Genomic DNA, 13,788 nt, shown 5'->3' with positions numbered 1-13,788 from the left:
AGCGTTGGCCTTAGTGAACGATGCAATAGAGCATGCGAATGCCCGCCGCGAGGTTGCGGGCATTGCCGGTGGCCTCGACGGTAGTGGCGTGGGTGTGATCGCCGACTTCGCTTACAGATACGGTGTGGCTGTGGTTGCCAGCGCCGTCCATACCAATGTTGTGGCCGTGCACGCCGCTTCCTGCGACAGATACCGCGTGGCCATGTCCGCCGGCAACGCCGGTCGGACTGGTGTTGTTCTTCATTTGCACATCGCCGCGAGCGTAGCCACCGGTAAACGGTGGCTCTACGATCAGTGCCGGCGGCGACGTGTGGTTGTGGTCTCCGCCCCAAGTCGTTGAGCCTTCATGGCCGTGGTAGCCCTGCTCATCGGTCCAGCTGCGATGGTTGTGATCACCTGCTGCACCGGAACTGGCAGAGTGCGCATGCCGGCCACCGGCTGCCGTGCTGGCGGCGTGAGTGTGGTTGATCACGGCACCATCGCTGGCCTGGCCAACCTTGTCGGGGTCGCTGGTGTGGATGACGACGCAGTCCTCATCGACTGCAGGCAGCTTGAACCTGGTCGGGTCGCTGGGCTCGCCGTAGGTCGTGCCAATGGCAGCGAACAACTGCGGATAGTCATTCCGCAGCACCTCACGCCCATCGCACAGCAGCGTGCCGCTCGGGGCGCTGGTTCCAGCGAAGGTGATCACCTGCCCGGGAATGTGGGTGCTGGCGGGGACGCCGGTCATGTTCTCCCACGCGAGGTAGTAGAAGCCGTGCTTGCCGTCCAGCAGATCTGCGTCCAACCCATTGCCCGAACCCTCATCCTTGAGCGATGCGCTCTTGAGGCCGAGTAGCTCGCGCACGGCCTTATCGGTTGCGGCGGCAATCAGGCGCTTGGTCACTTCTGTGGGCGCTCCAACACCAAGGCGGCTGTCCAGCGCCGCCTGCAGGCCCTTCGGATGCACGGCCCGCCCGGCATCGGTGCCGTCGACCGTTTCAGCAGGCGTTGCCAGTTCCAGCGCACCGGGTACTTCCTCGGTGCCCACGTTCAACTGAAAATTCGTGTCGCCAAAGGTGATGTCGGCCGCGGCGATATCCGCAAACTGCAGGTCGGTGGCGAGCAGCAGCACGGCCTGGGTGGACTTCTCCGCCAGTACCGCCTGCTGGCCGTATACGGCAAACAGCGTGCCATCGTCCAGGTACAGGCCAATGCCGCGCACGGTGTAGTTGGCGTCGGTGGCATCGCGGGCGGTCACGTGGATGGTGTCTGCCGAGGTGGCGCCGCCCTTGAGTGACTCCAGACGGGTGTGTTCGCCGGGAAGGGCGAGCAGCTCGGGATGCGCCTCGATCACTGCAGCAGTAAGCCCCAGCGTGCGCGCCAGCACCGGCGTGGTTCCGTTCTGCTCTGCGTTGACGAGCGCCTCACGGCCACGGCGGGTAACGATGAATCTGAGAGCGTTCATGGGGTGAGAGTTTCCGTGGCTTGCAGGCGCACAAACACGGCGGCACGCGCGGCGGCGATGATGCCCACACGGCCGGCCAGGTTGATGCCCTGGGTGAAGGTGAAATGGCTGCGCACCGGTTTGGTCAGGTTGACCTCGGCAATCACGTCGTCCACGTACTGCGCCGTGGCTGTGTCGCCGTCCTGGCCGGACAGGGTGAGGGTTAGGGCGAAGGTGTACGGCGCCCCGCGCGGCGTGGTCTGCCACCACTCGGTGATCTCAACCACACCACCGAAGCTGTCCACCACGTCCGTGATGCTGCGGGCGGTGCCTTTGCGGCGCTGCACGATGAGCGCGTTGGCGATGCGGGCGCGCTTCACCGGCAGCGGCCAGGTGCTACGCCAGGTGTCGACCGACATGGTCCAGGCGAGCCACGGCAGCAGATCTTCCGGGCAGGTTGCCGGGTTCCACAGCAGGCCGACACTGGAATCGATCCGCGTGGTGTGCGCCGCGACCGCCTCGGCAATGCGCTCCAGGCGGCTTGCGTTCGGCGGCAGCAGGCTGTCGGGGGTGTCGACGCCCACGCAGCCGTCCCACGCAAGCGCCGCACCGACCGGGGGCGCCTCGGTCAGCCGGATGCGGCCGCGCGCATCCAACTGGTAATCGGGCAGGGCTCGCGGCCCACCACGGGTCTTGATGTAGGCCGTAGCGGCGTTGCCCGGCTCCAGCTGCGGCTGGGAGACGCGTAGGGTCAGATCGATGGTGCCGCCTGGCACGACTGCCATCCCGACGTAGCACTTGATCCCGGTCGTATCGGGGTGGCTCAGTTTGCGGGTGACCGCGCGGCGCTCCAGCTGCGTGGGGTTCGGCCCGTTGCTGGTGGAGCTGACCAGGTAATTGCCGGCCTCATCGTATTCTGCAAGCACCAACTGCCGCAGCGGCTCACGGAAGCCCGCCACCGGGTCGCCAGCCAGGATCTGCAGACCGACGCTAACCGTCCAGGTGCTGCCGCGCGCCGCCGGCACGGGGGCTGACTGGAACACCAGGTCCATGAACCTGACGCTCTGCGCGGAATTCGTACCGGCAATGCGGTAGTCCATGTAGGGCGTTCCGTCGTCCAGCACGCCAACGCCAACCACGCGCGTCCAGCCACCAAAGCCACCGGCAAGGCTGGTCCAGCCGGGCGGCAGTCGGCCCGCGCCGGGCATGCTGCCAGGCACGGCGGCCAGTACATCCGAATCGCCGAGGAGGTTGTGCCGTACCTGCCGGGACAGCAGTACGCGGCCACGCCAATCGCTGCGGTAGATCGCGGCGATCTCTATGGCCAGGCGGGTCGGTTTGCCCAGAAAGGTGGGCATGAACTCGGTGCGGACGCCATCGCCGGTACCCATCGGCTCATCGGTCAGGCGCTGGATGATGCGCTTACTCATGGGTGCCCAGGTGCACGATGTGGCTGGCGGCGCAGTGCGCCGCCTGATAGCTCTCGATGCTCAGGTCGGCGACCGGCTCGATCAGATCCACGCGCTGCACGCCCTCGACATGCAGGGCTGCATATAGGCCCGAGCGCGGCACATCGCGGCCGAGCCGGTGCGATGCCTCGACGTACGCGCCCAGCCGGCGCTTGGCTTCTTCCAGCACCACAGCGGCATCCGGGCCGGCGTAGGTGACGATGTTCGCCTTCACCGTGTAGCGGACGATGTCAGCAGCGCGGACGGTCACCAAGTCGGTGAGGGGGCGCACATTGCCGTCCATCAAGGCCTCGGTCACCCGATCAAGCAGCGCAGCAGTGGGCAGGCCGTCACCACTGCGGGACAGTACGGTTACCAGTACCTCGCCGGGGCTGGGGCTCAGGGCACTGGCGTCCAGCACGTCCGCGTCGGCCGAAAGCGAATGGAACAGGTAGGCGCCTTCTGGCCCGGCCACGCTGTAGCCCTCGGGCGCCAGCTGGATGCGGCGGCGGAAATCGGCGTCGCTCTCCATGACCGCCGGGGCGTTGTTCTCCGGGTCGGCCGGCGCCAGTTCGTGGCGGGCAACGGCAAAGAACGCCCCCAGGTTGTCCAGGTCCGCGCCGCGTGCATAGGCCAGCATCGAGCCAGTGGCGCGGACGTTGAACGATTCGCGGATATGCACCTCGCGGTAGGCACAGATCTGCAGCAGCACGCACATGGGGTCGGATTCGACCAGGGCGCTGTACTCGGGCGCCAACAGGTGCAAGATCCCCTTCAGGTCCGCATAGGACTGCTCGAAGCTGACCTGCTCGGTCAGGTCCGGCACTGGCAGCTTGGACAGTTCGACGGCAGTAAAGGTGGACATGACGACACCGGGCGCAGGGGCGTATCAAGGGTGTCACCGGGGCGCCGCCGCAACCATCTCCGCCGCGTGTAGCTGCTGCGCTTACGCCATCGCAGCGGCGAGGTGATCCATGATCGCGTCGCGGATCAGTGCCTGACTGGCGTCAGAGAAGCCCAGCAGGCGGCGTTGCTCGTAGCGCACGCGTGGACCGCCGCGGCTGACGCTGTCGGTGCGACCTTCCTGGTGGACCCTGGCGATGCGCGCCACGCGCCCGACAAAGCCCACCGAGACCTGCTGCGCGTCGGCGCGCACGCGCAGATGCTTTGTCTGCCGGATCTTGGCGAACATGGCCACCCGTTTGATGCGGCCGGCCTTCGTGCGCGCGGCATCGGGCTTCCGGCGCGGCGCGAAAGCACTACCGTCTGGATTGCGCTGTGCGGCGATGCGGCGCTGCTCCGACCGTCGTAGCACCATCCCCACCCGGCGACTCAGGCGCGCGCGTTCCTGGGGCTGCAGGCGTGCCAGCAGTGGGGCGACCCATTGTTCCAGCGAGCGCAGATCGTCAGTCACGCGGGATTTCCGGCAGCGTGGCGATCAGCGTGCCTGAAACATCCCTGACCTGGCCGCCGGCCAGGGAGCGGGCGTGGTCCTCTTCAGTCGGCGGCTCGGGGCGATGATCGATCACCAGGGTGCCGTCGTCGTTGGCGGTGACCACCACCCGCTCGCTCAACGGCAACTTGATGTCTACGTCCACCACGTCGTTGGCAAGCACATCGATCTCGAAGGCAATGCCGTCGCGCTTGGTCGGGTTGGCCAATACCTCGGGCTGGTTGCGCGTGAGCCACTGCAGCAGGGGCAGCATCACCGAGTCGGGGCTGCCGGCGTAGTCGGTCAGGATCAGGTTGAGGGTGTAGCGGTAGACGAAGGACAGGCCCGGGACGTAGGTACTTTCCAGCGTGCCGCTGTCGATGAACACCAGCAGCCGGTCCGGATTTGTCTGCAGTCCAGGCACCGCCGCCAACAGGTGGTCGCGCAGCAGCCCGGGCTTCTTCATTTGGTCAGCGCCTGGCGCTGCCGAACGAACTCCTGCAGGCCGAGCAGCTGCTCGGCGGTTTCGTGGCAGACGGTGTAGTTGCCGGCAATGGTGTCGGCGACGGCAGAGAGCGCAAGGCCGGGGGCGGGCGCATCATGATCTCCGGCACCTCCGACCACGGGTTCGTTCGCTGCGGCTGCGTCGTGCAGGCGGACAAAGCCAACAGGGATAGTGCAAGCGCGATCAGCTTGGGGCGTGACATAGACAGGAACCTCTTTGACGATGGTGGCGCCGACCTCGCGCACGACCTGCACGCGGTCCACGTACTCGGTGACGATTTTGGTATCGCCTCGGGCGGCATCCCGTTCGGTAACCGCCGTGTCGCGCTGTGACCTTGCCTGGTCCCGCTGCTGCACGGCGGCGTCGATGCGCCGCTGTTGCACCAGGGCGATGACGGCGGCCAGCAGCAGCACGATCAGCAGCAGCGCGGCGAGTATCCCTGCCACCTTGCGCGAGATCACGCCGCCCCCAGCACGCGCAGCGCACGGGTGGTGCGGTTGATGCGGTCGGTCATGCCCTCGGGGGTGGCGCGGGTGCTGGCCGAGCCGAGGTTGATGCGGCGGCTGACCGCCAGCACGTCGCCACCATCGGCCAGCACGTTCAGGCCGGCGTCCTTCCAGTAGGCGGCCGCCGCTGCCGCGCCAATGTCCACGTCCAGCAGTAGTTGCGGCTGCTGTTCCAGCGGCTCGCCGATCAGCCGGCCTACGTTGGCGTAGTTTCCGCGCCCGGTGACCTGAATAGGACCGCGCCCTCTGTAGCGGTAGCCGTCGCCGCTTGCCTCATCGCCGTTGCCGTTGCGATTGGCGTAGACGCGATTGCCCAGCTTCACCGGTTGGTGCACCAATGCAATCACTTCGCTCGGAGCAAGACGCTTGCCGAACACTTCCAGCAGCCGCATGCGGCTGTAGCTCATGCCTTCTTCCACCTTGGATAGGCTCAGGCTCTCATGACCCAGCTGTGCGAGGAAATGCGCCGCGCGCCGCCTGGTGGTGATGCCGAACCGCGCCATGGCCGCGTTTAGCGCGGGCGCCCAGCGCTGCGCACGCGGCAGCGGGCACTGCATGATCAAGCTCAACTGTTCGGCGGTGACCATCATTCGATCCTCAGAATCTGCGCCACATTGCCTCGGGCGCGGTAGGTCACCAACAGTAGGACAACAAGCAGCCCCAACTGCCACACGCTGACGTGTGCCGAGGCTCCCAACAGCGCGACGTGGATGGCAAGGCCACCGGTGCAGGCGATCAGCAGCCAGGCGCAGCAGGACACGCCGAACCGGTGACGGGCATCCGGCCCCGGTCGGTAGGTGATCAGGCGCACGCAGATGGCGATGCTGGCAATCAGCGTGGCGACGATAAGCAGGTTATGCACTGGGTGGCCCTCCACGGCGAATACGGGACAGGTCGAAGGTGCGGCCGCGCTCGATCAGGCCGAGCGTCACGGTGATGGCGCAGGCCGCTGCCGCGAACGCGGCCACGCCGGTGGACTGGATCGGTACCCAGCGCAGCACGTCCGACGCGGCGTAGTAGCCAGCCACCACGCTGATGCCCAGGTAGATCAGTCGCTTCCAGATCGGCAGGTTCTTGGCCGATACGACAAACAGCGTGCCGCCAGCAAAGGCGCCGACCAGGGCGTCGCCGTCGATGCCGGGCAGCAGCGAGGCCAGGCCCACGCCAGTGGCGAGCATTGCGGTGCCGGTGAGGGAAGTGGGTTCGGTCATCAGGTCAGTCCCAGAGCTGGATCAGCGGTCGCTCGGTGGCGATCGATTGGGAGGGGGGCAGGGCCGGCAGGTCTACCGCCGTCCCCATCGGGAGAATCGGGCCGTGCAACGACAGCCCTTGGTTGAGCGCGAACACCTGCTCGGTGAGGCCGGCGGTCGCGCCCAGGTGGCGCCAGCACAGCTGATCGACGGTGTCACCTTGCCGGGCATACACGCGCATCAGATCAGCGCCACGGTGACGCGGCGACGGCCGAGGAAGTCGCTGACCGCATAGCGCAGGTCGCGGCGCAGTTCATCAATGGTCGGGGTCAGGTCTTCGGCACGCTGGTTGCCCTGCGCGGTCGCATCGTAGGAGCGGTAACGCTCGGACAGTTCGACCGCCGCGGCGCACTGGATCGCCCGCAGGAACAGCTGCAGGTGACGGGTGGAGCCGTCGATCTCGTCGGAGGGAACATCGGCCAGGGCCGCGTATCCCTGCGCCTGCTGCTCGGCGCGCCACTGGGCCAGCTCGTCACCCACAGTGAGCACAGCGGCCACCACTGCGCCGCGCAGGCGGGCTGGGGTGACGCTGCCGTCCAGACGCATGGCCTCGCGCAGCGGGCGCAGCTTGACCGCTGGCCAGAAGCTGCCGGCGGCCACGTCCGGTTCGGGTGCAACTGCAGGTGCGTTGGCGGTGAATCCGCTCATGGTGGCCTCAAGAAAAGAAGCCGGTGGTCGGGGCGTCACACCACGGGATGGATACCTGGTGATCGGCCCCGAGCCGGCTGGGTCGCGGGGACGCTCTATCAGCCGTTGCTATCGCCGTTGGCGGCAGCGGTGGCCTGTTTCTTCTGGGCACGCAGGGCGCGTTCCAGATCCTTCTTCCCGCCGCAGCTGCTGTGCAGCTGCAGGGCGGCGTGCAGATGGTCGACGGCGCGGTTCACCGCCTCGCCTGGCAGCTGCTCGGGGTCTTCCACCCCAAGGATGTTGCGGGCCTGCGCCAGATGCAGCTTGGCGCGGACTTCGTCGGGCATGTCCTGATCGGTGGTCAGCAGCTGCGCCCGTTCCAAGATGGCGCCGTCGAACGTCCCGCCGACCTTCTGCAGGTTCAGCGCGCCCTCGGCCACTTCCTCGGCGACCAGGCACCCGGTGGTGCGCTGGAAGCGGTCGGGCATCTTCATCCCGTGGGCCAGGACGTACTCGGCCAGCTGCAGACCATCGGCATAGCGGCCGGCGTCCATGTTCCAGAGCATCAGGGTGGTGATGATCTCATCGGTGGCGCCCTTCCCCTCGGCCAGTACGCCTTCGACGTAGGGGTCGTAGGCGGGCAGCAGCTGCGCTTTCAGCTGTGCCTTGCCTTCGTTGGACTGGATCTGCTTGAGCCGCAGCCGGTCCTGGTGCAGCTGCATCATGGTCAATTCAAACTGGCCCGCGCCATCCATGGGCTGGTCGGCGTGGCGGGTGGAGGCCTCCTGCGCGGCGAGGACGCGGCGCAGGTGACGCTTGGCGGGACTGTCGGCCATTGCTTAACCCTCCGGCAGCTGGATGTTCTCGATCAGAGTGCCCAGGCCGTAGTCCTCGACCGCGTAGGCATCGTTGGACTGCTCGAAGTTGGCCACACGGTTCTTCTGCGGCTGCTCCTGAATGAACCGGCGGCGGCCGCCGATCTGCCAGTACAGCGACAGGTTGGCCAGGCTGGTGATCAGGATGGCGTTGTCGGGCATGTAGGGCACGTCGGCCGGCTGCAGGCCGCCGATGCGCTTGTTGGCCAGCAGCAGGTCGGTGGCGATCTTCTCGGTGGCCGGTTGGTCCTGGTTGACCATCGGGAAGTACTTGTCGTGGATCAGGTCGCGGCCGAGGATGACCACCAGGCCCGGATCGCGGCGGTGCCACGGGTCGATCAGGCTGCTGACCGCGTCCATCACCAGGGCGTCGAGGTTGGCATAGTCCGCGTCGGCGCCGCCGACCTTGATCACACCCTCGGTCTTGCCGCTGGCCATGACGCGCTCCGGCGCATTGTTGCGGTACTGCTGCAGCCAGCCGATGTTGACGTCCTGCAACAGCGGGTTGGCGGTGCGGTCGGTGGTCGCCGCCGCGCTGGTGCCTTGGAAGCCGATCAGCATCCGGTCCAGCGCCTGGCGCTGCACGATGCTGTCGCGGATCAGGGTCTGGAAGCTGGGCTGACGTGCCCAGGCATCGAGCGTGGCGTAGCGCAGGGCGGTATCGAAGTCGGTCTGCACCGCCCGGTAGCCCTTCTTGTCCAGCGCGGTCACATCGCGCGGCTGGCGCTCGGCGTTGCCGGTGGTGTCGGTGCGGCCGGCGATCGTGCCGGAGACGCCGACGCCGACCTTTTCGCCTTCCAGATCCGGCACGCCGACGATATTGATCGAGCGCAGGAACGCGCTGGATTCCTGAATCCGCTGTTCCATGATCTGCTGCACCGCCGGCACAACGGTGAAGGTGTGTGCGGTGGAGCCGACATTGTTCAGCTCGCCCTGGCGGCGGGTGTAGGCGTCAAATGCTACGCGGGTGTTGGGATGCATCGTGGTGTCCTTGGTTTTCGGGGTGTGCGCTGCAGGCGATCAGCAGTCGGTGAGTTCAGCGCCGGCCGGGCCGGTGACGGGTGGGCGCTGGGTGCTGAACTCGGGGGTCTTCTCGACCGTCGATTTGAGCGTGGCGAACTCTGCACGCAGGCCCTGGTTGACGCGCTCACTCTGGGCCAGGCGCGCGGTGAGCCGCACCAGTTCGTCCTGCTGACTGCCCATCTGCTCATCCATATCGGTGAGCAGGCTGGCGAAGCGCTGCATGCCTTCATCGCCCTCATCGACCGGGGCCGGCGCCGGAGTGGTCGGTTTGAACAGGCACTTGATGCGTTCGGTGAAGGAGCGGGGCGGCTGCGCGGCCGGAGTGACTTCGTCAAGCTCGATATCGACAAGCTCGGCCGCGCTGAACAGGGTGTCCGGGTTGGTCTTGCGTGCCTTGAGCGGGTTGGCGTCCGGGTTCTGCGCGGCGAAGGCCAGCATTTCGGTGCCCAGACTGGCGGGGGTGTCGGTCACGGCCACACCCATCAGGTAGGCCTTGCCGGTGCCGGCGAAGTTCTCCTGCACCTCGACCGAGGTGAACAGCTTCTGTTTCTGCACGTTGACCATGTTGACCAGGTCATCGGTCGGGTCGATCTGCACGAACAGCGCCAGCTTCTTCTCGCCGTTGACCGTGTCCTCTTCGGCCTTGGCCGCCAGCACGCTGCCGTAGGCGCGGAATGGGGAGTCGGGCAGCAGGCTGCGGATGTGCTCCACCCAGACGCGCGAGCCATAGGTGTCGGGGTTGTACGTTGCCGCCATCTGTTCGATCCAGCTGCGCTCGATCTTACGGCCATCAGTGGTGGCGCCCTCGACCGCCACGCGGAAGAACTTGGAACGGAACTTCTTGGACTTGTTGGACATGGTGCCCTCTGCTGGGTGGTCGAAAACATCGGCTGGCGATGCGATGACCCATGTTCGGCAGAGGGCAATTTCCCAGCAACGAAGTTGCCTTGTAGCTGACTGAACTACGCGGTACCTAGCTGTGCGGTGATGCGTGCGGTAGGCACCCTAATCCATGTGAATACAGTTGTCGACCAGATGCCGATCGATGTGCGCAGGCAAGCCAAGTTCCTGTACTGGATGGGCTGGCGTGTCTGCGATATCGCCGAAGCGACAGGGGAGAAAGAGAAGACTATTCACAGCTGGAAGGCGCGCGATGAATGGGATCGCGCCGACAACGTGGAGCGCATCGGTGGTGCCTTGGAAGCCCGCCTGATCATGCTGATCATGAAGCCGGAGAAGACCGGCGGCGACTTCAAAGAGATCGACCTGCTGCACCGCCAGCTTGAGCGCCAGGCCAGGATTCAACGGTACCAGGGCGGCGGCACAGAGACGGATCTGTCCCCGGCGATTGCCAACCGCAACGCCGGCCCGAAGAAGAAGGCCCGCAAGAACGATTTCAGCGAGGACCAGGTCACGCTGCTGGTCGATGCCTTCCTTGAAACGTGTTTCGGCTACCAGCGCGATTGGTACCGGGCGCGGGATCAGCGCACCCGCGCGGTGCTGAAGTCGCGCCAGATTGGTGCCACCTTTTACTTCGCCCGCGAAGCGCTGATTGACGCGCTGACCACCGGACGCAACCAGATCTTCCTGAGCGCCTCCAAGGCGCAGGCTGACCTGTTCCGCCGCTACATGCAGTCCTTCGTTCGTGAGGTACTGGACGTGGACCTTGCCGGCAATCCCATCGTGTTGTCGAACGGCGCCGAGCTGTTCTTCCTGGGCACCAACGCACGTACGGCACAGGGCTATCACGGCAACTTCTACTTCGATGAGTTCTTCTGGACCCACAAGTTCAACGAGCTGGAAAAGGTCGCCAGCGGCATGGCGATGCACAAGAAGTGGCGCAAGACCTACTTCAGCACGCCTTCGTCCATGGCCCATGAGGCCTACGACTTCTGGACCGGCGAGCGCTTCAACAAGGGCAAGCCGGCTGCGCAGCGCCATCACCTGGATGTAACCCACGCCGCCCTGCAGCGCGGTGCGGCTTGCGATGACCATATCTGGCGGCACATCGTCACGATCCTTGACGCGCAGGAGGGCGGTTGCGATCTGTTCGATATCGAGGAACTGCGCCGCGAGTACAGCCCGGACGCCTTCGCCAACCTGCTGATGTGCGAGTTCGTGGACGACAGCGCCAGCGTCTTCCCGCTGGCTCTGATCCAGCCGTGCATGGTCGACAGTTGGGAGGAATGGGGAGGCGAATACAAGCCATTCGCGCAGCGCCCCTTCGGCGACCGAGCGGTGTGGATCGGCTATGACCCCGCCGAAACCGGCGACAGCGCCGGCCTGGTGGTGCTCGCGCCGCCGGCCGTCGAGGGCGGCGCGTTCCGGGTGCTGGAGAAACATCAGTTCCGAGGCATGGATTTTGCCGGCCAGGCCGCGTTTATCCACAAGATCTGCCAGCGCTACTGGGTGACATACATCGGGATCGATACAACAGGCATGGGCACGGGTGTTGCACAGCTGGTCCGGGTGTTCTTCCCCAACGTCACCACCTTCCACTACTCCCCCGAGGTCAAGTCGCGCCTGGTCCTCAAGGCCTACGACGTGATCAAGAACGAACGCCTGCAGTTCGACGCGGGCTGGACCGACCTGGCCCAGTCGATCATGGCGATCCAGAAGACCATGACGGCCAGCGGGCGCCACATGACCTACACGGCGGGCCGGTCCAACGAAACCGGCCACGCCGATCTGGCGTGGGCACTGTTCCACGCCCTGCACAACGAGCCGCTGGAAGGCACCGCAGCGCGTACCAGCACCATGGAGATTTATTAATGTCCGACCCCGCCGATCAGGCAACCGCACCGGCAGGCGCGCAAGCGTTCACCTTCGGTGAGCCGACCCCCGTGCTGGACTCGCGCGGCATCCTCGACTATGCCGAATGCTGGCAGAACGGCCGCTACTACGAACCGCCGGTCTCGCTGTCCGGCCTGGCCCGCACGACGCGGTCGAATCCGACGCTGCAGAGTGGCCTGCTGTTCAAGCGAAACATGCTGTCGCTGACCTTCAAGCCGCATCCACTGCTGTCGCGCGAGCGCTTCAACCAGCTGGCGCTGGACTGGATCACCTTCGGCACGGCCTACGTCGAGCGCAGGAACTCTGTGATGGGTGCGCCGCTGGAGCTGCTGGTGCCGCTGGCGCAGTACGTCCGCCGGGGGGTGGTGCCGGGGGAGTTCTTCCAGGTCCGCGGCCACTGCCAAGAGCACGAGTTCAAGGCGGGCAGCGTCTACCAGCTGCGCGATGCTGACGTTGACCAGGAGATCTACGGCATGCCCGAATGGCTATCGGCCGTGCAGTCGGCGCTGCTCAATGAATCGGCCACGCTGTTCCGGCGCCGTTACTACAACAACGGCTCGCACGCCGGCTTCATCCTGTACCTGTCCGATTCCAACGTGAATGATGCCGACGTGACCGCGATGCGCCAGGCGCTGAAGGATTCCAAGGGCGTGGGCAACTTCCGTAACCTGTTCCTGCATTCACCCGGCGGGCAGAAGGACGGCATCAAGCTGATCCCGATCAGTGAGGTGGCGGCCAAGGACGAATTCAGCGGCATCAAGAACGTGACCCGCGACGACATGCTGACCGCGCTGCGCGTGCAGCCGCAGCTGCTCGGCATCGTCGCGCAGAATTCCGGCGGCTTTGGCGATATCGGCAAGGCCGCGCAGGTCTGGGCAGCCATGGAGCTGGCGCCGCTGCAGGCCCGCATGACCGCCATCAACGAATGGCTGGGCATCGACGTTGTCCGCTTCAATCCGTTCACCGTAGGGACGACCAGCGCATGAAGAACCTGCGCTGCGGCGACTGCGCCAAGCTGCTGGCCAAGGCCGGCGGCAGCTATGAGATCCAGATCAAATGCCCCCGATGCGGGGTGCTGAACCACATGAAGGCCGAGAGCCTCCCCTCGGATCGCCGCGAGCGACACCCAGAAGGCTCCACCCATGAAGAACGAACTGATCCACGGCGATGCCCTGACCGTCCTGCCGACCCTGCCGGCCGCGAGCTTCGACGCCCTCATCACTGATCCGCCGTACGCCAGCGGCGGTGTGCACGCGGCGTCGCGCCAGCAGGCGCCATCGGTAAAGTATGTCCGCAGCGGCATCCACGATGACTTTGTCGGAGACGAGCGCGACCAGCGTTCCCACCTGGCGTGGATGCGGCTGTGGCTGGCCGAATGCAGCCGCGTGCTGAAAGATGGCGCGCCGGTCGTGCTGTTCACCGACTGGCGGCAGCTGCCGCTCACGACGGACGCGCTACAGTGCGCCGGCTTCACCTGGCGCGGTATCGCCGTATGGGACAAGACCGAGGGCGTGCGGCCGCAGCTGGGCCGCTTCCGCAACCAGGCCGAGTACGCGGTGTGGGGCAGCAAGGGCAACATGCCGCTGGGCCGGCGCGCCCCGGTACTGCCTGGCGTCATCCGGGAGAAGGTACGCAAGGCCGACAAGCATCACCTTACCGGGAAGCCCACGGACCTGATGCGGCAGCTGGTGCGGATCTGCGAGGAAGGTGGCCGCATCCTCGACCCGTTCGCCGGATCGGGCACCACCCTGGTCGCCGCGGATCTTGAGGGCTACAACTGGACCGGCATCGAGATGACCGGCCACTACCATGACGTGGCCCGCTCGCGTTTGGCGCACCGCGTGGGCTGACTGCAAATCCAACTACGTCGCGCAGAAAAGGCCGCCCCATGGGCGGCCTTTTA

The 13,788-nt window shown here is 66.0% G+C and carries 18 protein-coding genes; 4 read left to right on the top strand and 14 right to left on the bottom strand.

Annotated features, from left to right (window positions below; genetic code table 11):
- Positions 1 to 10: 10 nt before the first annotated feature.
- The 14 genes from AC3ITM_RS16795 to AC3ITM_RS16730 all read right to left on the bottom strand — a co-directional run bounded on the left by AC3ITM_RS16795 (position 11) and on the right by AC3ITM_RS16730 (position 9,950).
- A complete protein-coding gene (locus AC3ITM_RS16795; protein ID WP_489266645.1) occupies positions 11 to 1,447 on the bottom strand; it encodes a phage tail protein in 1,437 nt (478 codons plus the stop codon).
- Positions 1,444 to 2,010 (bottom strand): phage tail protein I, encoded by a 567-nt coding sequence (locus AC3ITM_RS16790; RefSeq protein ID WP_489270127.1) that lies wholly within the window; start codon positions 2,008 to 2,010, stop codon positions 1,444 to 1,446. The genes AC3ITM_RS16795 and AC3ITM_RS16790 overlap by 4 nt, the downstream gene beginning before the upstream one ends.
- Before the next feature lie 838 nt (positions 2,011 to 2,848).
- A complete protein-coding gene (locus tag AC3ITM_RS16785; RefSeq protein ID WP_489266644.1) occupies positions 2,849 to 3,739 on the bottom strand; it encodes a baseplate assembly protein in 891 nt (296 codons plus the stop codon).
- 81 nt (positions 3,740 to 3,820) lie between these two features.
- Entirely contained in the window at positions 3,821 to 4,288 is a 468-nt protein-coding gene (locus AC3ITM_RS16780) for a phage virion morphogenesis protein (protein ID WP_489266643.1), read from the bottom strand.
- Positions 4,281 to 4,772: a phage tail protein gene (locus AC3ITM_RS16775; protein WP_489266641.1), complete on the bottom strand. Its 492-nt coding sequence runs from the start codon at positions 4,770 to 4,772 to the stop codon at positions 4,281 to 4,283. Before AC3ITM_RS16775 ends, AC3ITM_RS16780 begins: the two co-directional genes overlap by 8 nt.
- Entirely contained in the window at positions 4,769 to 5,272 is a 504-nt protein-coding gene (locus tag AC3ITM_RS16770) for a hypothetical protein (RefSeq protein ID WP_489266639.1), read from the bottom strand. The genes AC3ITM_RS16775 and AC3ITM_RS16770 overlap by 4 nt, the downstream gene beginning before the upstream one ends.
- A complete protein-coding gene (locus AC3ITM_RS16765) occupies positions 5,269 to 5,904 on the bottom strand; it encodes a glycoside hydrolase family 19 protein (protein WP_489266638.1) in 636 nt (211 codons plus the stop codon). The genes AC3ITM_RS16770 and AC3ITM_RS16765 overlap by 4 nt, the downstream gene beginning before the upstream one ends.
- Entirely contained in the window at positions 5,904 to 6,179 is a 276-nt protein-coding gene (locus AC3ITM_RS16760; protein WP_489266636.1) for a phage holin family protein, read from the bottom strand. Before AC3ITM_RS16760 ends, AC3ITM_RS16765 begins: the two co-directional genes overlap by 1 nt.
- Positions 6,172 to 6,528 carry a putative holin gene (locus tag AC3ITM_RS16755; protein ID WP_489266634.1) on the bottom strand — a complete coding sequence of 119 codons (357 nt, stop codon included), beginning with the start codon at positions 6,526 to 6,528 and terminating at the stop codon, positions 6,172 to 6,174. The genes AC3ITM_RS16760 and AC3ITM_RS16755 overlap by 8 nt, the downstream gene beginning before the upstream one ends.
- Before the next feature lie 4 nt (positions 6,529 to 6,532).
- The gene (locus AC3ITM_RS16750; protein ID WP_489266633.1) at positions 6,533 to 6,748 is read right to left on the bottom strand and encodes a tail protein X; all 216 of its coding nucleotides are present in this window, start codon (positions 6,746 to 6,748) and stop codon (positions 6,533 to 6,535) included.
- Positions 6,748 to 7,215 carry a head completion/stabilization protein gene (locus AC3ITM_RS16745; protein ID WP_489266631.1) on the bottom strand — a complete coding sequence of 156 codons (468 nt, stop codon included), beginning with the start codon at positions 7,213 to 7,215 and terminating at the stop codon, positions 6,748 to 6,750. The genes AC3ITM_RS16750 and AC3ITM_RS16745 overlap by 1 nt, the downstream gene beginning before the upstream one ends.
- 98 nt (positions 7,216 to 7,313) lie before the next feature.
- A complete protein-coding gene (gene gpM / locus AC3ITM_RS16740; protein ID WP_489266629.1) occupies positions 7,314 to 8,030 on the bottom strand; it encodes a phage terminase small subunit in 717 nt (238 codons plus the stop codon).
- 3 nt (positions 8,031 to 8,033) lie between these two features.
- Positions 8,034 to 9,050 carry a phage major capsid protein, P2 family gene (locus AC3ITM_RS16735; protein WP_489266627.1) on the bottom strand — a complete coding sequence of 339 codons (1,017 nt, stop codon included), beginning with the start codon at positions 9,048 to 9,050 and terminating at the stop codon, positions 8,034 to 8,036.
- A 39-nt stretch (positions 9,051 to 9,089) separates the two neighbouring features.
- Positions 9,090 to 9,950, bottom strand: a complete 861-nt coding sequence (locus AC3ITM_RS16730; RefSeq protein WP_489266625.1) for a GPO family capsid scaffolding protein — start codon at positions 9,948 to 9,950, stop codon at positions 9,090 to 9,092.
- A gap of 129 nt (positions 9,951 to 10,079) precedes the next feature.
- On the opposite strand from AC3ITM_RS16730, the gene AC3ITM_RS16725 reads away from it, so the two are divergent.
- Genes AC3ITM_RS16725 through AC3ITM_RS16710 form a run of 4 tightly spaced genes read left to right on the top strand, consistent with a single transcriptional unit; the run spans position 10,080 to position 13,735 of the window.
- Positions 10,080 to 11,864, top strand: a complete 1,785-nt coding sequence (locus AC3ITM_RS16725; protein ID WP_489266624.1) for a terminase ATPase subunit family protein — start codon at positions 10,080 to 10,082, stop codon at positions 11,862 to 11,864.
- On the top strand, positions 11,864 to 12,871 hold the full coding sequence (locus tag AC3ITM_RS16720; protein ID WP_489266622.1) for a phage portal protein: 1,008 nt from the start codon (positions 11,864 to 11,866) through the stop codon (positions 12,869 to 12,871). Before AC3ITM_RS16725 ends, AC3ITM_RS16720 begins: the two co-directional genes overlap by 1 nt.
- Positions 12,811 to 13,110 (top strand): Com family DNA-binding transcriptional regulator, encoded by a 300-nt coding sequence (locus AC3ITM_RS16715; RefSeq protein WP_489266621.1) that lies wholly within the window; start codon positions 12,811 to 12,813, stop codon positions 13,108 to 13,110. Before AC3ITM_RS16720 ends, AC3ITM_RS16715 begins: the two co-directional genes overlap by 61 nt.
- On the top strand, positions 13,028 to 13,735 hold the full coding sequence (locus tag AC3ITM_RS16710) for a DNA-methyltransferase (RefSeq protein WP_489266619.1): 708 nt from the start codon (positions 13,028 to 13,030) through the stop codon (positions 13,733 to 13,735). The genes AC3ITM_RS16715 and AC3ITM_RS16710 overlap by 83 nt, the downstream gene beginning before the upstream one ends.
- Positions 13,736 to 13,788 lie beyond the last annotated feature (53 nt).

The organism is Stenotrophomonas sp. KH_029, assembly GCF_057839765.1.
Note: the sequence above shows the minus strand (reverse complement) of the source record. Positions and strands in the feature narration are given on the sequence as shown.